The organism is Celeribacter baekdonensis (genome assembly GCF_900102315.1).
Taxonomy (GTDB): Bacteria; Pseudomonadota; Alphaproteobacteria; order Rhodobacterales; family Rhodobacteraceae; genus Celeribacter; species Celeribacter baekdonensis.
This window is the reverse complement of sequence record NZ_FNBL01000006.1, coordinates 106,571-128,632: the sequence shown is the minus strand read 5'-3', so window position 1 is coordinate 128,632 and position 22,062 is coordinate 106,571. Positions and strand designations below refer to the sequence as shown.

General features: G+C 57.6%; 18 protein-coding genes. 3 read left to right on the top strand and 15 right to left on the bottom strand.

The window, feature by feature from the left end:
- Positions 1 to 121: 121 nt before the first annotated feature.
- Complete coding sequence (locus tag BLT54_RS11810) at positions 122 to 769, top strand: carbonic anhydrase (protein WP_074645213.1); 648 nt, start codon at positions 122 to 124, stop codon at positions 767 to 769.
- Positions 770 to 774: 5 nt separating this feature from the next.
- Here the strand turns inward: BLT54_RS11810 and BLT54_RS11805 are convergent, their stop codons facing one another.
- From BLT54_RS11805 to BLT54_RS11775, 6 genes are all read right to left on the bottom strand, one after another.
- Entirely contained in the window at positions 775 to 1,077 is a 303-nt protein-coding gene (locus BLT54_RS11805; protein ID WP_074645210.1) for a hypothetical protein, read from the bottom strand.
- 35 nt (positions 1,078 to 1,112) lie between these two features.
- Positions 1,113 to 1,322 carry a hypothetical protein gene (locus tag BLT54_RS11800; RefSeq protein WP_143026805.1) on the bottom strand — a complete coding sequence of 70 codons (210 nt, stop codon included), beginning with the start codon at positions 1,320 to 1,322 and terminating at the stop codon, positions 1,113 to 1,115.
- A 390-nt stretch (positions 1,323 to 1,712) separates the two neighbouring features.
- Entirely contained in the window at positions 1,713 to 3,377 is a 1,665-nt protein-coding gene (locus tag BLT54_RS11795; RefSeq protein ID WP_074645206.1) for a DUF4139 domain-containing protein, read from the bottom strand.
- A 673-nt stretch (positions 3,378 to 4,050) separates the two neighbouring features.
- Positions 4,051 to 5,073: an aspartate-semialdehyde dehydrogenase gene (locus BLT54_RS11785; RefSeq protein WP_074645202.1), complete on the bottom strand. Its 1,023-nt coding sequence runs from the start codon at positions 5,071 to 5,073 to the stop codon at positions 4,051 to 4,053.
- 72 nt (positions 5,074 to 5,145) lie between these two features.
- The gene (locus tag BLT54_RS11780; RefSeq protein ID WP_074645200.1) at positions 5,146 to 6,282 is read right to left on the bottom strand and encodes a capsular polysaccharide export protein, LipB/KpsS family; all 1,137 of its coding nucleotides are present in this window, start codon (positions 6,280 to 6,282) and stop codon (positions 5,146 to 5,148) included.
- Positions 6,283 to 6,369: 87 nt separating this feature from the next.
- A complete protein-coding gene (locus BLT54_RS11775) occupies positions 6,370 to 7,560 on the bottom strand; it encodes an MFS transporter (RefSeq protein ID WP_074645198.1) in 1,191 nt (396 codons plus the stop codon).
- A gap of 356 nt (positions 7,561 to 7,916) precedes the next feature.
- Here BLT54_RS11775 and BLT54_RS11770 point away from each other — a divergent pair, with 356 nt between their 5' ends.
- Complete coding sequence (locus tag BLT54_RS11770) at positions 7,917 to 8,114, top strand: hypothetical protein (protein ID WP_009570029.1); 198 nt, start codon at positions 7,917 to 7,919, stop codon at positions 8,112 to 8,114.
- Positions 8,115 to 8,229: 115 nt separating this feature from the next.
- Here BLT54_RS11770 and BLT54_RS11765 read toward each other — a convergent pair whose 3' ends face one another.
- The 9 genes from BLT54_RS11765 to BLT54_RS11725 form a co-directional block, all read right to left on the bottom strand.
- Positions 8,230 to 8,937 carry a YjbF family lipoprotein gene (locus BLT54_RS11765; RefSeq protein WP_074645196.1) on the bottom strand — a complete coding sequence of 236 codons (708 nt, stop codon included), beginning with the start codon at positions 8,935 to 8,937 and terminating at the stop codon, positions 8,230 to 8,232.
- Positions 8,934 to 11,081, bottom strand: coding sequence for a YjbH domain-containing protein (locus BLT54_RS11760; RefSeq protein WP_176832875.1), 2,148 nt, complete (start codon positions 11,079 to 11,081; stop codon positions 8,934 to 8,936). Before BLT54_RS11760 ends, BLT54_RS11765 begins: the two co-directional genes overlap by 4 nt.
- A 124-nt stretch (positions 11,082 to 11,205) precedes the next feature.
- Positions 11,206 to 13,062, bottom strand: coding sequence for a polysaccharide biosynthesis protein (locus tag BLT54_RS11755; RefSeq protein WP_074645192.1), 1,857 nt, complete (start codon positions 13,060 to 13,062; stop codon positions 11,206 to 11,208).
- A gap of 172 nt (positions 13,063 to 13,234) precedes the next feature.
- Positions 13,235 to 13,846, bottom strand: coding sequence for a sugar transferase (locus BLT54_RS11750; protein ID WP_074645190.1), 612 nt, complete (start codon positions 13,844 to 13,846; stop codon positions 13,235 to 13,237).
- Positions 13,843 to 14,739 (bottom strand): NAD-dependent epimerase/dehydratase family protein, encoded by an 897-nt coding sequence (locus BLT54_RS11745; protein WP_074645188.1) that lies wholly within the window; start codon positions 14,737 to 14,739, stop codon positions 13,843 to 13,845. The genes BLT54_RS11750 and BLT54_RS11745 overlap by 4 nt, the downstream gene beginning before the upstream one ends.
- 79 nt (positions 14,740 to 14,818) lie before the next feature.
- Positions 14,819 to 16,786 (bottom strand): MacB family efflux pump subunit, encoded by a 1,968-nt coding sequence (locus BLT54_RS11740; protein WP_074645186.1) that lies wholly within the window; start codon positions 16,784 to 16,786, stop codon positions 14,819 to 14,821.
- A gap of 1 nt (position 16,787) precedes the next feature.
- Positions 16,788 to 17,954, bottom strand: coding sequence for an efflux RND transporter periplasmic adaptor subunit (locus BLT54_RS11735; protein ID WP_074645185.1), 1,167 nt, complete (start codon positions 17,952 to 17,954; stop codon positions 16,788 to 16,790).
- Positions 17,955 to 18,112: 158 nt separating this feature from the next.
- Complete coding sequence (locus BLT54_RS11730) at positions 18,113 to 20,029, bottom strand: elongation factor G (RefSeq protein ID WP_074645183.1); 1,917 nt, start codon at positions 20,027 to 20,029, stop codon at positions 18,113 to 18,115.
- 132 nt (positions 20,030 to 20,161) lie between these two features.
- Positions 20,162 to 21,058 carry a LysR family transcriptional regulator gene (locus tag BLT54_RS11725; RefSeq protein ID WP_074645181.1) on the bottom strand — a complete coding sequence of 299 codons (897 nt, stop codon included), beginning with the start codon at positions 21,056 to 21,058 and terminating at the stop codon, positions 20,162 to 20,164.
- A gap of 150 nt (positions 21,059 to 21,208) precedes the next feature.
- Between BLT54_RS11725 and ygiD the strand changes: the two genes are divergently transcribed.
- On the top strand, positions 21,209 to 22,027 hold the full coding sequence (gene ygiD, locus BLT54_RS11720; RefSeq protein ID WP_074645179.1) for a 4,5-DOPA-extradiol-dioxygenase: 819 nt from the start codon (positions 21,209 to 21,211) through the stop codon (positions 22,025 to 22,027).
- The last annotated feature ends 35 nt before the right edge of the window (positions 22,028 to 22,062 follow it).

Here is a 22,062-nt window from a genome sequence, read left to right as displayed (position 1 = left end):
TTTGACTCAAGACCCTCAAGAAAAGGTTTAGTCCCAAGCTGATTTTCCCTCGAATTCCTTGAAAACTCTCATTACATTCGCCCAAACTGGCTAACGGCATCCTCAAGAGAGTTTCTCCGCGATGAAATATGCAAAACCCCTCCCAAGCTATATGGTTCAACGGTATCAAGGATGGAAGGCGACCACGTTTGCTGAGAATAAATCCTGGTATCGCCGTCTGGCCGAAGACGGTCAGCGTCCGCGCGCGTTCATCATTTCCTGCTGTGATTCGCGGGTTCATGTGACATCCATTTTTGGCGCGGATCAGGGCGAATTTTTCATCCACCGCAACATCGCAAATCTCGTTCCACCCTTTGCCGACGATGGCGACCACCACGGCACCTCGGCGGCGGTTGAATATGCCGTCACCGCGCTGAAAGTGGCGCATATCGTGGTTTTGGGCCATTCCAATTGCGGTGGCGTTCAGGGCTGTTACGACATGTGTTCGGGCAATGCGCCTGAGCTTGAGGAAAAGTCTTCGTTTATTGGCCGCTGGATGGACATCTTGCGTCCTGGATATGAGCGCGTCCTCGACAAGCCGGAAGGCGAGCGCAAGCGGGCATTGGAAAAAGAATCCATCCTTGTGTCGCTTGAAAACCTGATGACTTTCCCCTTTGTCCAATCAGCCGTCGAAGCCGGTGACCTGACACTTCATGGGCTTTGGACCGACATTGGTGAGGGCGATTTGCATCAGTACGACCCCGAGACCAACAGCTTCTCGCCAATCTGATCCGCTTAAGCCACCAACTGCAGAACGGTTTCAATCGTGTCGTCGTTGAGCGCAAGCGCATTGGTCAAAAGATAGGGCGCATCGCCACTGTTTCCGGCCTGCGCTGTACCAATCTTTGCCCCGGTTTCAACAGAACTGGAGCGTACGAACATGGGTTTGCTCATTTGCGTGATCGTCTGACGGATGACCGGGCGCTCACTCAGATCCATTGCCTCAATCTCTTCGGGAAAGAACATAACGGCCCCGCTTTGATGCAAGTTCAGAGCGATGGTGCGACCTTGGCGGGCTTTGTCGAAATAACGGGTCATGGCGTTTCCTTTTTCAGTGTGGCGGTCGGTTTGGATCAGGCGGCAAGCGCGATGCGCGCGCCTTGGTCCGGGCGAAAATCGGGGGTTTCGTGACATCCGCCCAAAAGCACAACATTGGAGCGGCGTGCATCACGGGTCAGATTATGGTTCGCCGGGCGACACGTCGCCTCAAACACCTGCACATCCCAGTTGAAAGACATCGCGCCGTATATGGTGCCAGATTGGCCGGTTGTTTTCATCAGCATGATCATCGTTCCATCCTTTCGGTCCGCGCCCCCGGACCCCTTGAGATAAAGGGACCACAGACCGCGGTTTGACGGTAGGAAAGCATGGAAACAATTTGAGATATTTGCTGGTTTTCGGCAAAGCAGAAAAACAATATCTGCGTGTTATCAAACACCTAAACAGGGGTTAAGGGTCTGTTTGTGAAAGTTAAAATTTAGTGCAACCCCTAAGGGATGGTTAATTTCGCCAAAGGTCCATGACGCGCGTCGGGCGAAGGTCGGGCAAGCCCGCGGCAGCTTTATGGCGGCTTTGTGACCTCCCCTGTTTCTCCCCACTCTCGAACGAATCGCCAGTCCAGCGCGGGTGGCGCACAACTGTGCGCCACCCGCATAGAGTGTGTCATCCCTGGATCATTCCAGCGCCATCCCCTCGGGCCAGCGCAGGCTTTCCTTCAATGTGATGTCTTGGGTTTTTCCCGCCTCCAGATCGAAATGCCACGCCATCACACCGCGCTTGTCGTCCAGATTGGTCACATCCGGCATCGGTGTGGCCGACCAATCGACCTTAAGGTCTTCTTGTTCCGACACGGACACCCGGTCGATCACCTCCATCGGCCAACTCTTCGCCGTAAGATTTTCGACGGAAATCCGCACATCAGAGGACATTTCATTCGATTTCGAAATCACGCCCCGGTCTCCTTCGTTTTTCGCCAGCACCGTTCGGCTCACACGGATGCCATCGACCACACCAAAGGCCAGATCGACCTCGGCCCCGTCCACCACCGTGTCCAAACGGGTCTCGCCAAGGCTCACCCCGTCGCGGATCAGCCGCACAGAACCAGGCACCAACATTTCGCCCGTGTCATTGGTGAAATGTGCCATGAGATAACCAGTGTCTTCAAAAAGCGGCACAGCCCGCACCATGAGCTCCGGCGTCAGGGCCACTTCGGAGAGGGCGAATTCGCTCATTCCCTCATTGGAGTAGAGCGTCGCTGGCGTCGGATAGCTATAGGTCAGGCTCAACCCGGTGAGATTGGCGGTGGCCATTTGTTTGTCCATCGCCATGGGCGCCGACATCACGGGTTCTGCGTAGCCCGCCATGTCTGCATCCGCGCTGCGCATCAACTCCTGCACCGGCTGTGGCTCATAGATCCGGCGTACCCAAGGGTAGACCTCATTTGGATCGCTGCGTCGCGCCGGATTGTCGGTGGCAAAGCGCAACATCACGTTCTGCCAGTTCTCGCCCGTCTCCTGAGTCGCCTGCACCGCGCGGGTAAGGTCCAGCGCGCCGGTTTCCGTGTTCAACCGCGCCGTATACATCGGCCGCCAATAGGCATCGTCCACACTATAGCTGAAATCCACCGTCACATCGCCCGCCTCAGCGACATCCAGCGCGAGGGTGATCGACAGGCGATCGCCCTCAGACGGGGCAAGACGGTCCAAGGCGGCTTTGGCGCGGGTGATGTTGTCCTTGAGGGCCTCAAGGTCTCGGTCTGCGGCCTCGGCGCGGGCGGTCGCGTCAGCCATGGCAAGACGGGCGGACAAGGAGTGTTCGCGGATCATGTCAGCCGTGGCGGCCATGGTGTCGACAGACGTGGCCTCCCCTGCCGACAGGCGGCCCAAATAGGCCAAAGTGTCCTCGGCGGCGGCGACCTCAAGGCGCACTGCGGCGGCTTTACGGGTCTCGTCACGCAACTGCGCCTCAAGCGCATCCAATGCGGCTTTCGCGGCCTTGGCCTCTGGCGTGCGGTAGCGCTCTGCATCGCCAATGGTGGTTGTGCGTGCATAGGTGACCGGACCCAACGCGGCACCCGTTACCGTGCTTTGCAGGCTGGCAATGATCCCGTCGACTGAGCTTGCGGGAATGTCGGTAAAGGTCACCTCATGCTGGCCAGCGGGAAGGCTGATCTGGCCCTCTCGGGTCACGGTGGCGCTTTGCGGGTAAAGCGTCACTTCGGTGACATCCGACTGGGCGGAAAAACTATCGGCCAAGCTCATGCCGGGCACAGTCATCGCGCAGAGCACAAGCGCGGATGTGGTCCAAATGGATTGTTTGGCAATGGGGTTTGAAAACATCGTTTCCTCCTGTTCGATCGGAGGAAAGGTCCAATGATGGCGCGCGAGACGCAAGTCATATTCCCGCGACGAAGGACCTTTGCAGCGCACGCGGCAAAAGCCCGCCGATCAGCACCTGATCAGGCCACAGTTTTATATCCCTTACCCGCAACACCTCCGAATTTATCCCCAAAGGTGCGGCATAACTCCTCACGCGTCAGGCGGGGCTCGGTATTCACCATTTCCTCGGCCCAATCGCCTATCCGATCTTCGGCGTCACATGTAGGCGCGCAATGATCGTGCCGGATGGCGCTGAGATTGATCTTCACTCGAAACATAAATGACCTCCCTCTCTATGTGGCGGTGTCTTAAGTCAATCAGAACATAACAGCGCCACAATTTCTCCGCGCTGATAAATAAACTTTAAAGTTAATGCGGCCTCCAGGAAGAATTTTCAAAATTCCTGTTTTATTTCAAAAACATAAATAGATAAAAACCTGACTTTATTGCTCTGTGAGCGCTCTGAGTTTCGGTCTTTTGGGCGCAAAGATGGCAAAACTGGTCCCTAAATCCAATAAAAAGACGGCGGGGGCACCCTATCCGGGGTCGAATCGCCAACAAAAAGGGCGCCCGCAAGCGCCCTTTCTTTAAGACTTTAGCAACCAAAGATCAGAGGCCTTTTTGGCCTCCTACCTTAGCCTTTTTTCAAAACCCGACGGCCCAGAAGCTCGGCAATCTGAACCGCGTTCAGTGCCGCACCTTTGCGCAGGTTGTCAGAAACGCACCACAGGTTGAGACCATTCTCGATGCTCACATCCTGACGGATGCGCGAGATAAAGGTGGCGTAATCGCCAACGCATTCGACCGGGGTGACATAGCCGCCATCTTCGCGCTTATCGACCACCAAGATCCCCGGCGCAACGCGCAGGATTTCACGGGCTTCATCCTCGTCCAGAAACTCTTCGGTCTCGATGTTGATCGATTCAGAATGGCCGACAAACACCGGCACACGCACACAGGTCGCGGTGACTTTGATCGACGTGTCCAAAATCTTTTTGGTCTCGGCGATCATTTTCCATTCTTCTTTGGTGTCGCCGGAATCCATGAACACATCAATATGCGGGATCACGTTAAAGGCGATCTGCTTGGTGAATTTCGCTGCCGCACGTTCCTGACCGGGGACATACATGCCCTTGGTTTGATCCCAAAGCTCGTCAATCCCGGCTTTGCCCGCGCCAGACACCGATTGATAGGTCGACACAACAACGCGTTTGATTTTGGCACGGTCATGCAACGGCTTCAAAGCCACAACCATCTGCGCGGTCGAACAGTTCGGGTTGGCAATGATGTTTTTCTTGGCATAGCCCATCACGGCGTCCGGGTTCACTTCCGGCACGATCAGCGGCACATCGGCGTCGTAGCGATAGAGCGACGAGTTGTCGATCACAACGCACCCCGCTTTCGCGGCTTTCGGCGCGTAGATTTTGGTCGCATCCGAGCCCACGGCAAACAGCGCCATGTCCCAGCCGGTGAAATCGAAAGTGTCGAGGTCTTGGGTCTTGAGGGTCTTGTCGCCAAAGCTCACTTCGGTGCCGAGAGATTTACGCGACGCCAGCGCCACGATCTCATCCACAGGAAACTCGCGCTCGGCGAGGATGTTCAGCATTTCGCGGCCCACGTTGCCCGTGGCGCCTGCGACGACGACTTTATAGCCCATTTGGGTCTCCTCATCAGTCCAGGTTGACTGGCGCGGAGCCTTACGCGAAAGGGCGTTTGGAGGAAAGAGGGTTTAGTGCCCGATGGCGGTCTTTGCCGCCATTATCCGCTGTACTGCGGCGTTTTGGTCGATCTCGACGGTGCCATCGGGGCCTTCCGATACATGCGGGAAATGCACCTGATCAAGATAATTCATGAAAGCAGCCCGCAAGGCCGGATCAAAGGCGAGCGATTCCGCCTCCGCCATGGCCGCATGGAGCGCCATTTGGTCCCCGATCACGCGCACCAAACCGGGCAGCGCAAAAAACGCCTCGCCCAACACGATCACCGGTTTGTCATAGAAAAACGACTGCAGCCCGACGGAGGAATTGATGGTGATCACGCCGCGGCTGGCGCGGACTTGGGCAAAGGTGTCGGTCTGGTTGTCGAGGCGCAGACGTCCTTGAGCAATAGACATGGCGCGGGCCAGCGGTTCCGCCAAAGAGGTCTTGGCAGAGGGGTGTTCTTTGATCCGAATGTGCCAGCCCTCTGGCAGGGCCTCGGACGCCTCGGCCAGCGCCGCGATCATCCCCTCAACAGAGCCAACCCAGCCGCCAAACATGGTGATTTGACTGTCATTGGGCACTTGCAACGGCACGAAAAGAAACGGCTCATCGGACAGATCGGCCTCCGCCTGCCCCACATCCGCGCGCCGCGACAGCCGCGCGGTGAGCTTTGTCCCCATCTCACGCCACGCGTCGCCCTGACGATCCGCACGCCCCGCCGCCCATGCGGTAAAAAACCCCGGATCGCGCGGCACGGTGCCCAGTGCATTGACGCCTTTCGGATCAAGTTGCATCCGACCGGGAAAGGGCGCGAGTTCGCCATAAAGCGTTGGCACGCCCGCATCGCGCGCGCCCTCCATGAACACCCGGCGAGAGCCAGTGATGCCATTCCAACACATCGCGATCCTGTCCGGGTGGCGGGTGAAATAGCGGCGCGCGCCGTTGTACTGTGCCCAAATCAGGCGAAATTTCAGCCTCCGCACCAACGCGCTTTTGGGCTGGCGTTTGGCCACGGCCATCGCCGCCTTGGCGCGCGCGTCACTTTCGGGAAAGCCGTGAAACGACAGCGGAATCAACGGCAAGGCTTTGCCACCCCCCGCCGCCTTGGCGACAGAGGCAAAGAAGCTGTCCTTTTTGGTCGACCAGCCTTTGAGATATGCGATCATCGCGCGGATGCCTCCAGATCAAGCCTCGGTGCCACAGGTGTTGCACCCCAAATGTCTTAGGACAGGCGCCGCCCTGTCACAAGCCAGCTATCGGGGATCGCGCGCGCCAAAAGCATAGACCACAAGGCCAATCACCAGCGTGACGGTGAAGAAGCCAAAGACACCATTATAGGACGCCGCCATTGCCCCCTCAGACCCCATCTGCGCGGCAAACAAGCGCGCGGAGGCAATCTGTGACAGGCCGACACCGCCAATGGAGAACAGGTTGATCAACGTCACCCCGCGCCCGACCAGTTCAGGTGGCAAAAGCGTGCGACCGTGATTCATGATCTGTGGATAATTGGAGGCGAAAAATCCAACCAGCGCAAACAAGACAATGGCCGCTGTCACTGTCGCGTCACCAAAGCCCCACCACAGCATCGCCAAGGGCACAAGCGTCAACGCGGCACTGCCGCCGACGATCCATTTGTGGCTTTTGATCAACCGATCAATCGGGCCAAAGGCAAGGCTGCCGATGATCATTGCCAGCGCCATGACGAGCGTGCCCGTTCCGACCTGTGCCGGGCTCAGCCCATGCACATCGGACAAATAGCCGCCAATCCAACTGCCGCGCAGACCAGCGCCGGGCGCATAGGCGACCAAAGCGATCAATAAGATCGGGTAGAGCGCGCGCAGTTTCAACAGATCGCGCATCCCTTTGCGCGGCCCTTCCGTGGCATGAACAAGACGGGGCGGGTCCTGGACAAAACGATAAAGCGCGCCGGCGATCAGCAGCGTCACAGCAGCCAAACCCACCAACGTGCCGCGCCAGCCCAACAGCTCCATCGACCATGTCAAAGGGGTGGCGGCAGCAACATTGCCCAGCGACCCAATGCCAAGCACAAGTCCGGTCAGCGTACCGAAACGTGCAGGCGGCGCGGTGCGGGCGATGATGTAAAGCGAGGTCATCAACACCGGCGAACAACCGATACCGATCAACATCATTGCGACATTAACCCCTAAAGGCCCCTGCGCCATCGCAAACACGATAGCGCCCAAGCCGCCGCCAAATGACAAAAGCACCGTCACCGTGGCTTTGGGGGAATGGTGGTCCAACAACCAGCCCACGGGGATTTGCATGGCCGCAAAGGTCAAAAACCACAGCCCCAGCGCCATGGACGTGTCCTCAGGCCCCAACCCGATTTCGGATTTGAGAACGGGGCCGAACACCGCAAGGCAAGCCCGATAAAATTGACTCAGCCCATAGGCCAGCACAAGCCAGACAATGCCTTTGACCATGATCCCCTCCCAGAGATTGACGCGCCAAACCGAGAGGATTTGGTCTATTCGTTCCCATTTAAGCGTGTTGCATTTGGCCGGAACCAGATCAGTTGCAAAACGCCCGTAACATTGATGCTACGCGGTCCTTTTGCAAGCCTGCTGACCCAGAAACACGCAAAAGGCTTTAGTGTGTGTTTTTGTTAAATTCTTCTCTTAAAATCAGTAAGTGAGTTGAATACGACACGATGTGGATTTTTTTCGCCGAAAACAGACTTGCCGCAAAGTTTGGGGTTTCCCGCTCAAGGTGAGTATGCAAAATTCGATCTGAACTTGGCTTTGGATGCTGAGTGATTTGTTGTAACGGAGATACCAATATGAAAAAAGTTACCCTCGCGTCTATGCTGGTTGTCGCAACAGCGTCCGCTTCCTTTGCAGGTGGCTATTCTGAGCCCGAAATGGCCCCCACCGTGATCGTTGAGGAAAGCTCCAGCTCTTCCAACGGTTCCATGGGTGGTAACGCTCTTTTGCTTCTGCTCGGCGCTGCTGCCCTCGCAGTTGCTCTCGACTCCTAAGTCGACCCGTTTTCGAATTTTAAAACGGCGGTCATTTGGCCGCCGTTTTTCTTTGCAAATTCAAATTTGAGTAAATTCAAATGTGAGAGGATGATTTTGAGCGCCGATGACGCGCTCATCTCAGACGGCGAAACACCAATTGGCCAATCTCGGCACTGGCCCATTGCACCGATTGCACCATCCGGCCTCCCGCATCAATCCAATAGGTGTTGGTGAAAGAAAATCCCCCGGTCGCGGTCTGACAGGTCTCGCGCACGATCCTTGCAGAGGTCGAAATCTCACCAGATGTCACGGATTGGGTTTCCCCCGGAGTGATTGCACAGGTCAGCGTCAAACGCGTCGTGCGCTCCAACCCATCCAGAAACCGATAGGTTTTCGTCACCGTCCCGGCCTGTTTTGTGGTGATCAGCCGCACAGCCCCGCCGTCTTCCACCGACATCAAATCATTGCCAAAGCCACGGGTGGCCGTCAGCACTCCCCGATCAAGGCTTGTGGTTTTGCGATCGGCCCCAACCCAAGTGACCACAGAACCGTTTTGGCCATAGATCGAGGTCACCGCATAGGCGCTTGTTTTTTCTTGCATCACAAATTGCAGCGGGACCCCTGGGATTTCCCTCATGGTGGTCTCAATCGACACGCGCGGATCAACCGGGGGCGCGGCTTTGCCCTTGCCGCCCAGTTTCTCCACAGCCATGGACGAGAGATCTTTGATCGTTGCGCTGGCCCGTTTGGCAGACTGATCATTGCCACAGCCCATCAGGCCAAACGACAAACCGAACACAGCCAAAGCCACGGCAAGACGCGTCATCTTGCGCTGTTTCATCTCCAATACCGCCCCCAACGGTCTTCGATCTCTGGTTGTTGGGTGCCGCGGATGCGCTCATACAGCCGTCCCTGCACATTCAGGCGCGCACCACCATCACGGGTGAGCGATTGCAACAGGAAATCATTACGTTCGGTGGTCGGTGTTCCGGCGAACCAGTCCGAGGGCATGGAAATCCGAATGCCTTTGTCAAACGAGCCTTCGCCAAATTCATCAAAGGGCACATCGGTCAAGGTCGCATAGGCCCCAACCTGCCAACCATTGTTGAATTCACGATCCACAGAGAACGTCGCGCCCCAGTCGCCCGCAAGATAACGACCCACATCCACTTGACCATGAAAGCCGTTGCCCATGTCGTAGTAACCGGAAACGTGCCCCGTCACGATATCATAGTCGCCAAAGCCAAACAGATCATCAAAATCGCGTTTGAGCGCATAGTTGACCTCGGCGCCAAGAGCCAGACGGCTGGCGGATTTTTTCCAAAGCACCTCACCGGACACACCGCCATACATCCGTTCAAGATAGCCGACAGACGCGCGGGTAAAGATGTTTTCAGCCGGGTGGCCATACCAGTTGGCCGTCAGGTTTTCGAGTTGGACCTGATTGGAATAATACGGTGCTTCAGAGCGCACAGGCGGCAGGGTGGTGTCATCGACGCTGACATCCTCATCGGCAATATTGCCACTGAGACGAACCGAGGTTGACGCCCGCAAAGACAGGCCGGGCATCAGTTCGTAATTGACCTTGCCACGCAATCCGATGTCGGCACGCAATGGGCTTTCGGGGTCAAAGACAGAGGCTGTCAGATAGGGTGACACAGACCAATGCAGGCGCGGATAGACATCTTCGAGGCGCACCAAAGGATCGGAGGGCAGCGCGCGGGGATCGGCAAATTGCGTCACGGCCAGCATCTTGCCAGCCGGTTCGAATTCAAGCCGCTCGACACCGGTGCGCGGGACGATTGTGGACTGTGTCGGCACGCCCTCAACCACCTCGGTCATCACAAAGGTTTCGACCGACGGCGGGAAGGCCCGCGACATCAGGCGCGACAGGCGGCCGAGCGCCTCGGCGCGGGCGGCAAAGCGGGTGTTGTTAAACCGCACTTCGGCGCGGGTCGCGGTCAAAGACATGGCTTCGAGTTCAAGCCCCTCTTTGGCCATCGCCCCCGCCAAGGCTTTGCGGATCGCGGGCGCGTCTGTGCCATCCTCGATCCATGCACCGGACCAACCAAGCGCATCAGCCGAGCGGCTTGGACGCTGCATCACCGGAGTCGGTGCGGTTTCAAGCCCGCCTTTCACCGCCGGGGTTTTCGGGTTGAGAAATCCGGTGATCCCAAACCCGAACATGTCGCCATAGAGATAAGAGGCGGTGGCGGTGATATGGGGGGTGATGTGATAGCTCAGACCGACGTTGAAAGGCGAATTATGCGTGACGATGCCACGCTCCGTTTCGGCCAGATAGGCGTCAGACGAATATTCCGCCAAAACGGTCAACTTGTCATTGAGATCGTAACTGACCCCGCCAAATGCCCCAACAGGCCCGCGAAACCATTGATCAAAATTGAGCGTGCCGCCAGTGTCCCGAAGGTCGCCATCCCGATTGCCGATGGAGAAGCCAAGATCGCTTTGCGTCGCCAAACGGCCCCAACCAAGCCCCCCGGTCACACGCAGGCGCTCGCCGACGGATTTGGTGGCCACAATATATTCGCTGCCCAAAAGGCTTGTGCCCATCAGATCGCGCAGACCGATGGAAACGGCGGGGCGATAAGTCCCCTCGTCAAAAAGCTGATAGCTGAGATCAAAGGTCCGGTCCCAATAGACGTCGAATTCGTCGGTCAGATTGTCCGTGCCGCTGTAGCTGAGGCTGCCAGACAGGCGCGGCAGGATTTGAAAGGCCAAGGTGGTACGGCGCACGGGACCAAAACGCGTGTGCGACAGGCTCAATTGCCCATCCGGGGCCGTCTCTGCCGTGGGCATATCCAACAGACCTGCGGAGCCATAAAGGCCGAAACGAGAGGTGTGCAGGTCCTCGGCCATCATCGGTGTGCTTGACAGCGCCACGCCCCCGACCACGGCCCAAAGCAAAGCTTTGCCGCCTTGACGTTCAGCTCTCGCCCGTCGTCCCTGCATCGTCCTGTAACCCACTTTATTCCCCGAAATTTTACTCACCATATCAGAATTTAACCTGTGGCCTAGCCCGTATGCGGCCTGAGCGCTGCGCAATGATATGGGGCGTTTTTGCCCCCTTTTGGTCCATCTCTGCGGTGTTTCAAGCCTTGAGTGAAAATTGCTCGGACTGGTAGCCATCCACTCGCTCCATCGCCACCTTGCGCAATTTTTGCGGGTTTGCCGTGTCGATGGCCACCTGAACTTCGCGCAACATTCCCGCAATTTGAATCTCGCTCAGCCGCGCCTCCTCGGCGCGCAAGATTTTCGGATGCGGGGTTTTACACAGGCTGTCCTCATCGACAAACAGCTCTTCAAATAGCTTTTCACCGGGGCGCAGGCCCGTGATTTTGATCTCAATGTCACCCTCGCCCGTCACCGGATCTTTGACCCGACGCCCGGACAGCCGGATCAGTTTGCGGGCAATATTGATGATTTTTTGCGGTTTCCCCATGTCCAATACGAACACATCGCCGCCTTCGGCATAGGCCCCGGCCAAAAGCACAAGACGCGCGGCCTCAGAGACCGTCATGAAATACCGGTTCATCTCTGGATGGGTGACGGTCACCGGCCCGCCCGCTTCGATTTGCGCCTGAAACAGTGGCAATACAGAGCCGGACGACCCCAACACATTGCCAAAGCGCACCATGGCAAATTTGGTGTCCGGTGCGCGGGTTTGCACATCCTGAACGATCAATTCCGCCAAACGCTTTGTCGCCCCCATCACGCTGGTCGGGCGCACAGCCTTATCGGTTGACACAAGGATAAAACGCTCAATGCCCGCGGAAACGGCGGCATCGGCCAAAATTTTCGTGCCCAAAATATTGTTGCGCGCGCCCTCAAGTTCATTGCCCTCGACCAAAGGCACATGCTTGTAGGCGGCAGCGTGAAGGATGATTTCCACCTTCTCCTCGGCCATCACCTGACGCAAGCGCACGGGGTCGGTGACCGAGCCAAGCCGGGAACAAATCTCAACAGCGCATGATTGGGTGCGCTTGGCCAGATCGAGGTCTGCCATATACAGATTGTATTCGCTTTGCTCGAACAACACGATTTTGGCTGGGCGACAGGCGATCAACTGACGGCACAATTCAGAACCAATAGACCCGCCCGCCCCGGTGACCATCACCACGCGCCCGGCATAGCTTTTGGCCACCTCAGGGGTCTCAAGATCAACTTTGTCGCGCCCCAAGATGTCATGCGGATCAACCGTGCGCAATTTTTCATTGCCGCGATCCGCCAGCAAATCAATGAAGGATGGCAAAATCTGCACGTCAATATCGGCGCGAATACACATATCGACAATCGCTGTCTGCCGCGCCTTGGCGCTATCGGGCAAAGCGATGATCAGCTTTGAGATGGATTGGCGAAACATGTCGGCGACCAAATCTTTTGGCGAGCACACGGGTATGCCGCCAATTTCCATCCCATGCATGGTGGGATTGTCGTCAAAAAACGCCACCGGGCGCATGTCCGACGATTGGCTCAATGCCGAGGCCAATTGCACCCCGGCGGGTCCGGCGCCAAACACGGCGACCGTTTGGCGTTTGTGCAGATGTTCTCGAAGGTGGCCAAACACAGACACCGCTGTGGCGCGGGTTCCGACCATGCCAGCAAAAGAAAACACACCAAAAGTCAAAGTGTTGGCCAGCATATGCGGCACACCGAGACCAAGAGAGACAATCATCAGGCTCAGCATGATCGCAAGGTTGGCCTTGGCGATATTAAGCACATCGCCAGAGTTCAGCATCACCAGTTTAATCCGCTGAAGACGGAACCCCATGATCATGGCCAGCCCAAACAGACCCACTACAAGGTAAAGCCAAAACATGCCCGGATAGGACGCAGGAAAATCCGCACCAAAGAGCAAGATATGTGTCATCGTGAGTGCCGCGAATAAAACCCCGACGTCGTTTGCCATCAAAACAGCGCGCACAACATGCACAGGCAGGGAGGTCATACCAACGATTAAAACTCTTCTGTACACTCGGTTACTCGCTCATAAAGTGTATTTTCCCTTTCTACCTTGCAAAAAGCATGGGCTTGGGAAAGGGCGTATGTGCATTAAAACCGAAACTGTGTAAAAAAGTACCAGATTGATCAGCGAAGGACCGCCGAGGAACCGCCGGGCCTCATCGCCTCCGCAGAACGGCAGCGCAGGTCATGACCAATATTTTGACGTCGAAACAGACAGTTGCATGTCTTTGATAGATCAGATCCAAACGCGCTTTTCGGGGCACGCACCGGCGGGCATAGACATCATCCGTTTGCTCAAAACTGTCACATTTGGACAAAAGGGTTTCTTCGTACGTGTGAAAATACAAACTCGCCAAACCCGTCACGCCGGGGCGGTTTTTTAGAACGTCTCTGTAGAGATCGGGAAACCGCTCGACATAGGCTCTAAGCGGCGGGCGCGGACCGACAAAGGACATATCGCCGCGCAGAATGTTCCAAAGCTGCGGCAGTTCATCCAACCGGGTTTTCCTCAGAAAGCGCCCGATTTTCGTCACCCGCGCGGCCTTATTGCCGCCCGACACGCCGCTGTCATTTTGCGCCACGGTCATGGTGCGGAATTTGATCAGTTGAAAGCCGGAGTCTGCGGTTTTCATGCGCTCGGAGGCGTAGAAAATCGGCGCCCCGTCCCGGATCAGGATCAACAGGGCCACGACGGTAAAGACCGGCCAAAGCAGAGCCGCCAAAGCAAGCGCAAAGACGATATCAAACAGCCGTTTTCGAACCGTCATAATGCGCCTCGCACCTGCTGCCATTCTGCAATGATGTCTGCGGCGGTAGCGCCTACAGGGACCTGTGGGCACAGGTCAAAAAGAGCGGAACAGTTCAACGTGATATTTTGATGCGCCGAGGCAGACACGGGCACGGCCGTCCATGGCACCCCGGCCGCATCCAAGAGCGCATTCATCGCCACCGGGTGACGCGCCCCTAGGTTGAGTACAGACGGCAAACGCCGATCCGTTGCCACCAGAGCACAGAGCAGGCGAAACAGACTCAGAGGTCCGACATAAGACCGGCGCGAACCATCACCATCGGGGAACATATCCAACCGCAACGGCGCATCGTCTGTCGCCCGCGCCATGGCATTGCCCAAAAGCATATCCGCCCCCGCGACATTGCCGATGCGCAGGCAACAGATCTCAAACCCCAACGCATCCGCACGCCGGGTGCAAAGCGCCTCCATCGCCACTTTCGCCGCACCATAGGCGTTGAGCGGGTGAAGCGCATCGGTTTCGACAAAAGGACACCCCATCCCCGCGCCGTAGACCGCAGAAGAGGATGCCACGATGAGTTTTGAAATCCCCGCTGACTGGGCCGCAGAGATCGCCGCATCCACGATCTCGACGTTGGCTTTCATCTCAGCCGGATCGTCTTTGCGCCCCGTTTGGGACACACCAGCAAAGACCAAAAGCGCATCCAGCCCGCCCCGCCGCGCGGCCTCATGGATCAGAGGCTGCGGGTCCGTGAGGTCAGGCCAGTGAAAACCGACCTCAGGGTCAGGCGGGGGCACGCGAAATTGCCAAGTGATCTGTACATGCTCCGCAGGGTCCGCCCGTGATGCCGCCCGCAACAGCGCGCCGATCCGCCCAGAGGCCCCGATGAATGCGGCGCGGTGGTCTGGCATGCTCCAGTGTCGTCCTTTTCATGTTTTACGCCATGCTACCGAGCCGCACGCCAAGGTACCAGTCCCGAAAACCACCCTCTCACTCCCGACTGAGCGCCACCACAGGGTCGAGACGCGCGGCATTGCGTGCCGGAAGAAAGCCAAAGGTGACGCCGATCAAGGTCGAGGACAGGAACGCCACGACAATGGCCGTGAGAGAAAAACTCAACCGCACACTGTCCACAAAGCGTTCCACCAAAACCCCGCCAATCAACGCCGCCGCAATCCCAATCACCCCGCCCACGAGACAGACCATCACGGCCTCCAGCAAAAACTGGCTGACAATATCGGAGCGCCGCGCACCGATGGCGATGCGCACACCGATCTCTTTGGTCCGTTCAGTCACAGAGACCAACATGATGTTCATCACGCCAATCCCGCCGACGATCAATGAAATCACCGCGATCATCGCCACAAGATAGGTCAGTGTTTCGGTCGTTGAGGTGATGGTTTCACGGATCGTGTCCGTGTTGGTCAAAAAGAAATCCTTGGAGCCGTGGCGCGCGGTCAAAAGTGCGGAAATCTGGGCTTCGGCCTCGGCCATATCGAAATCGTCAATGACCCGAATGCCAATACTGTCGAGGTTATTTTGCCCCGACACCCGCGCCATCGCCGTGGTGTAGGGCACCCAGACATTGAGCGAAGACGGACCAAACGTGGCCCCTGTCGAACGCACCACGCCAATCACCCGGACCGGCACATGGCCTAATATCAACACCTGCCCCAAAGGATCGACACCTGTGTCAAAAAACGTGCCTTGCGTGTCCTCATCAATCACTGCGACCTGCGTGTAACTCGTGACATCGCTGTCACTGAACACGGTGCCAGAGACGGTTTCATAGGCGTGGACCTGAAAGTAATCGCCACTCACCCCGCTGATCGTCGCGGAGGCTTCGGTGTTGCGATAGATCACCGAGGCCTGCGTGGACACGGCGGGAGAGACGCTGTCGGCGAAGGGCATCAAGGACAGGGCATCGGCATCTGAGGGCATCAGCGTTTCGATCCGCCCGGAATCGCGCGCGCCAAAGCCCGAACCTGCGCGCACCGAAATCGTGTTGGTGCCCAGCGAGCTGATGCTTTCAAGCACCTTCTCCTGCGTGCCATTGCCAAGCGCCACAACCAGCACGACGGAGGCGATGCCGATGATGATGCCGAGCATGGTCAGAAAAGAGCGGGTGCGATGCGCCAACATCGCCTTGAGCGAAATGTTGAACGCCTCCCCCAACCGCTGCAACGCCGCGCCGATATGGGCACTGGCGGGCGGGATTTGCGCCTTATAGGCGGTCTTGTTTTTGGGGTCTTGGCCGTCTTGCCGCTGATCCGAAATGATCCGTCCATCGCTGATCTCGATGATCCGATGGGCATGTTTGGCCACATTCGGGTCGTGTGTCACCATGACGATGGTGTGGCCCCTGGCGTTGAGATCAAGAAGCAACGCGATCAGGTCATCACCACTTTTGGTGTCCAATGCGCCGGTCGGTTCATCGGCCAGGATCACCTCGCCCCCATTCATCAGGGCACGCGCCACAGAGACACGTTGTTGTTGGCCGCCGGACAGTTCGGTGGGGCGGTGATCAAAGCGCGTCTCCAAGCCCAATTGGGTCAACAGCTCTTTGGCGTGTTCTCGCCGTGCAGTGCGCCCGACCCCGGCATAAATCGCCGGCACCTCGACATTACCGACCGCATCCAGATCGGACAGCAATTGATAGCGTTGGAAAATAAAGCCGAAATGTTCGCGCCGCAGCCGCGACAGTTCGTCAGGATCAAGATCCTCCACATCCTTGCCATCAAACATATAGGTCCCGGAACTGGCGCGATCGAGACAGCCGAGGATGTTCATCAGGGTCGATTTGCCTGAGCCCGAGGTGCCGATAATGGCCACCATTTCGCCGGGATAAATGTCGATATCCACGTCGCGCAACACGGTGATGACCTCTTCCCCTGCGGGAAAACTGCGGGTCAAACCGCGCGCGGAAATAAGCGGGCTGAGCCGTATGGCATCGGTCATATCAGAACCCCATTCCCGGACCCATGCGGCCAGCACTGCCTGTGGATGCCGCAACGGCTGCCCCGGTTACAACCAAATCGCCTTCGTTCAAACCAGAGATGATTTCCACCGTCACTTTGTCGTTCAGACCCACCTCAACCGGCTGCATTTTTTCTGCACCGCTGGTGGCGTCATACACCATGACAAACGGCTGCCCCTCCGCGCCCGTGTTCAACGCCGCGGCAGGCACGGTCAATACATTCAGCGCCTCATCCAAGACCACCGACACCTGCGTCGTCATCCCGATCCGCAACACATGATCCGGGTTATCAACCTCAAGAATCCCGTTGTAATAAATCGCCTCATCGCTCGAAATCGTGTCGCTGTCCTCAATCTCCGAGGGGGCAGGTTCGATGTTGCGCACGGTGGCGGCAAAGGCGTTGTCGGGTTCACCAAGGATGGTAAAACTGACCTTTTGACCCGCCGCGACATGCACCACGTCGGCCTCGGAAATTTCGGCTTTGACGAGCATCTTGTCGAGATTGGCCAATTTCACCAAGGTCGGAGAGGTCGTATTGGCATTCACCGTTTGACCTTCGTCGACCACCACGGCCACAACCGTGCCGCTGATCGGCGCGGTCACCGTGGTGCGGTCCAACGCGATTTTCGCGGTCGACACGTTGACCTCAGCACTCGATTTTTGCGCATCCAGCGCCTCAAGTTCGGCTTCATAGACTGCCAGATCGGCAATCGCGCTTTCGACATCTTCTTGCGAGGCGTAATTTTGTTTGTTCAGCTCATTCAACCGATTCAAGGACAGTTGCGCCTTTTTCAAACTCGCGTTTTTTGCCGCGATCTGCGCGTTGATATTGGCCAGTTCCGCTTCGGCCTGAAGCACATCGTTTTGTTGGTCCTGACTGTCGATCTGCGCAATCAAATCACCCGCCACCACGGTTTGCCCCAAACTGACAGCCATGGTTTCAATTTGCCCCGAGGTGCGCGCGCCGACGCTGATCAATTGTTTGGCCTCGATGGTTCCAGAGGCCAGTACGGTCTCTGATACGGACCCACGCGTCACCCGTGCCGTTTGAGGCGGAGCCTGATCGTCCTGACCTGCATATTGGGTCCAGCCCCAATAGGCCGCTCCAAGGAGCAGAATGACGATCAAAAGACGAAGGGGGGTTTTCATGTCGGACCTTTCAGATGCCGCAATGCAGCGAATTTGAACCCATGATACGCAGGAGGTTGGGATTTCCGTCGGGTTATTTTGTCTGAGGGGGCAAACTTAAAGGAGCCGCCGAAGGATGCCCGGCGGCTCTTTTGAATTTGCTGTACGGGTTAGCTCAATCAGGACGTCGGGGCCATCGTCGCGATCGCGCCATGGGCCTCTTCATAGTGATCCAGTTCCGCCTCATACCACGCTGTGCCCCGCGAGGCGCTGCCCAAGGCCTGAAACAACTCCGCCTCGGATGCCGCAGGCAACAGGGCAGAAAACACATCCCATCCGGCCACGTCGCCTTCGGCCTCAAAACCCAGAACCTGTCCCTTGAGACCCGTCACCAAAGGCACCAATCCACCTGAAAACGGGCTTGGCACATGGATGCTGATCCGGTGGATCGGTTGCAAGACGATGGGTTTCGCCTCCGCCATCGCCTCGCGCACAGCGCCTTTGGCGGCGGTGCGGAAGGCATGATCAGAGCTGTCCACCGCATGATGCTTGCCGTCTTTGAGCGTGACTTTGATGTCCACCACCGGCCAACCATTCGGCCCCTCGGCCAGCGCATCGCACACCCCTGCCTCAACCGCCGACATGTAATTGCGCGGCACCGCGCCGCCTTTGACCGTTTCGGCAAAGACAAAACCATCGCCACGCGGCAAGGGTTCGATCTCGATCACCACATCGGCAAATTGACCGGCGCCACCGGATTGTTTGCGGTGGCGGTGCTGGGTCTCGACCCGCCGCGTGATGGTTTCAAACAGCGCCGGAGGGATCGCCTCAAGGGTGATCGCGACGCCAAACACCTCATCAAGTTTTGCGACAACGCGGCGTTGATGAAGCTGGTCTTGGGTCGCCAAAATTGCCTTGCCGCTTTGGCTGTCCTGCTCAACGCTCAGCCCCGGATCAATCTCCGCCAGTTTCGTCAAAGCCGCCGAGAGCCGCGCGTCATCGCGATCATTGACGGGCGAGATCAGCGATCTGTGTTTCGGCGCATGTGCCATGACCCAAACCGGCGTCTCCATCGGCCCACTCGCGCCATAAATCGGCGCGCGCAGGGACAGGTGATCGGTTTTCACCGTCAACGCGAGGGCACCGGGGGCAAGTTGGCTCACCGGGGTTTTGGCATCAATGTCAACGAGGCTGCCGATACTGCCACCCGCCACTTGCGCGCCCGCAGTGATCTCAGCCCCCACGGCGCGGATCAATACGGTTTTGCCAAGATGTTTGACCTGATCGGCAAAAATCCCGACCGCCACGGGAGACAGGCCCAACCGATCTGAGAGCGCCTCAATCCCCGGCACCTCATGGCGCAGGCTTTTCATCAACCGTGTCAGACCACTGCCCTTTGCGGCCGCGCCCAAAAAGGTCGGGATCAGGTCGTGATGCTGAAGTACTTTGGTTGAGACCTCATAGATCTCGTCACTCATCACCTGTTGGTCCTCGATCAATTCCTCCAACAGCGCATCGTCGAAATCCGCCAGATGTTCGAGCAAATCGGCGCGGGCCTCTTGTTCGCGCGCGCGCATATCTTTCGGCAGTTCCATCAAGGACGAGCGCGCGCCGTCATGGAACGCCCAAGCGCGTTCAGAGATCAGATCCACCACCCCGGTGATTTCGCCATTCTCGCGGATCGGCACTTCGCGCAGCACGATGCCATGGGCCGAATAGGCCTGAAGGGCGGCGACCACATCGCTGATGCGGTCAACCGCGACATCAAGTTTGTTGACGAAAATCAGCGTCGGTAGATTGGCCGCCTCAAGCAGGCGCAAATAAGGCGCGGCCAAAACCGCCGCGTCCACATCCGCCGACACGCACAGCACTGCTGCGTCACTGCCCGCCAAGGCCGATCCGGTCAGTGACAATCCCTCCGCCCCGCCAGGGCACTCCAGCACGGCCCAATCTTCATCCAGATAGCGAAACATCGTGACCGCAGCCTCGCCAAACAGGCTCAAAGAGCGGGATGTGCCCGTCTCAAGCCCCGCGAGCGCTTTGGCCAAGGTTGATTTGCCTGATTGAGATGGGCCTAAAATGGTGACGGTTTTCATGCGGGAATCCTCCGGGTCATCGTGCTTTACGCTACACGTCAAAAAGCGTGATTGGGGATAAGACTACGCCCCAGCGTAGCGCTCGGCCTTGGTTCAGGTCAAACTGAGACAGAATTGTTGAACGTGCCAGTGTCAGGCGATGCCCGCTTGGCGAATGTCGGTACGGGCGAAGTCAATCAATGCACGCACTTTAAGGGGCAAAGTGCGCCCTTCAAGATAGATCGCGCTGATCGGATGGCCGGGGCGATCAAACCTGTCCAAAAGCGACACCAAACGCCCGGTCTCAAGATCATCCCCCAAGACAAAGCGCGGGCAAAAGGCGATCCCCTGCCCGGCGACGGCCAAATCCCGCGCCGCACGCGCACTGTTGACCATGAACCGGCTGCGCACGGTGACTGCGATCTCTTGTGCACCGTCCACAAACACCCAGTGCGCCGGGCGGCGGCGGTTGGTGTCGATGACACAGCTGTGATGTGCCAGATCTTCGGGCCGCTTTGGTGCAGGGTGATCCGCGAGATAGGCCGGGGAGGCAACAACGACGCTTTGGATTTCGCCCAGTTTGCGCATCTTTAACGTCGGCTGATCCAGAGTGCCGATCCGAAACGCCAAATCGACCCCTTCGGCGGCCAGATCGACATAGCTGTCGTTGAGCCGCAAGTCGATGGTCAGGTCAGGATGCGGGGCGGCGAAGCGTTGCATCAGACCCTGCACATAGGTTTCACCAAAGGTCACGGGCGCAGACACCCGCAACGTGCCGGAAAACCCGCGACTATCCTCGGTCACCGCCGAGAGCATCGCGTCGAGTTCGTCCAAAAGCGCGGGCGCACGGGCCAAAAGCTCTTCGCCCGCCGAGGTGATCCCAACCTTGCGCGTGGTGCGTTGCAACACCCGCACCCCAAGGCGCTGTTCAAGCTCGGCGACATATTTTGACGTCAACCGATTGGACATGCCAAGCCGGTCCGCCGCCGCGGTAAACGACCCGGTTTGCGCCGTGGCCACAAAGGCTTTGAGCCCGTCAATCAGGTCCATCACGCAGCCATTGGGAATATTTTGTTCTTAGTCATTCCATATATTCGCTATTTCATTCCTTTATATCAAGCACCATCTTTGGCTCAAGCATTGGGGCAAAGGCCCCCCGCACAGTATTCGCACAGTATTCGCACAGCAAAGGACATCACCATGAGCCTCGCACAAGACCTGCAAAACCTGAAAGACCGCCTCACATCCTCGGATCGGATGCCCGTCGTCTTTTTGGGCCACGGCAGCCCGATGAACGCCATCGAAGACAATGCCTATTCGCGCAGTTGGGCCGAGTTAGGGTCTTCTTTGCCGCGCCCACAGGCAATTTTGGTGGTGTCGGCGCATTGGATGACACGGGGGTCAACTCTGGTGGATGTGTCGCGGATGCCCAAGACCATCCATGATTTTTACGGCTTCCCACAGGAATTGTTTGCCCAACACTACCCCGCCCAAGGCGCACCCGATGTGGCCAAAGAGGTCGTCTCCCTCCTCGCCAGCCACCACGCCGAGGGCGATGACACATGGGGCCTGGATCACGGCGCGTGGTCGGTTTTGACATGGCTCTACCCTGAGGCCGATGTCCCGGTGTTTCAGCTGTCGATTGATATGACCAAGGACCTGCCGCATCACCTTGAGATTGGTCAGGCGCTTGCCGCGCTGCGCCATCGCGGGGTGTTGATCCTTGGCTCCGGCAACATCGTTCACAACCTGCGCACAATGAAATATGGCGCAAAGCCTTATGACTGGGCATTGGAGTTTGACGGGATGTTTGCCGAACGCCTTTTGACACGCGACCATGCCGCGCTTTCGGATCGTGAGGGGCTTGGCAACCTGTTGACACTGGCGCATCCGTCGCTGGATCACTACCTTCCGGCGCTGACCATCGCCGGGGCCTCCGACGCCAAAGATGAGGTGATGTTCATGAATTCCTCCATCGACATCGCCTCGGTGTCGATGCGCAGTTTCGTCTATTATTGACCGCGCTTAAAGCGTCACGCCTTTCACCTGAGACA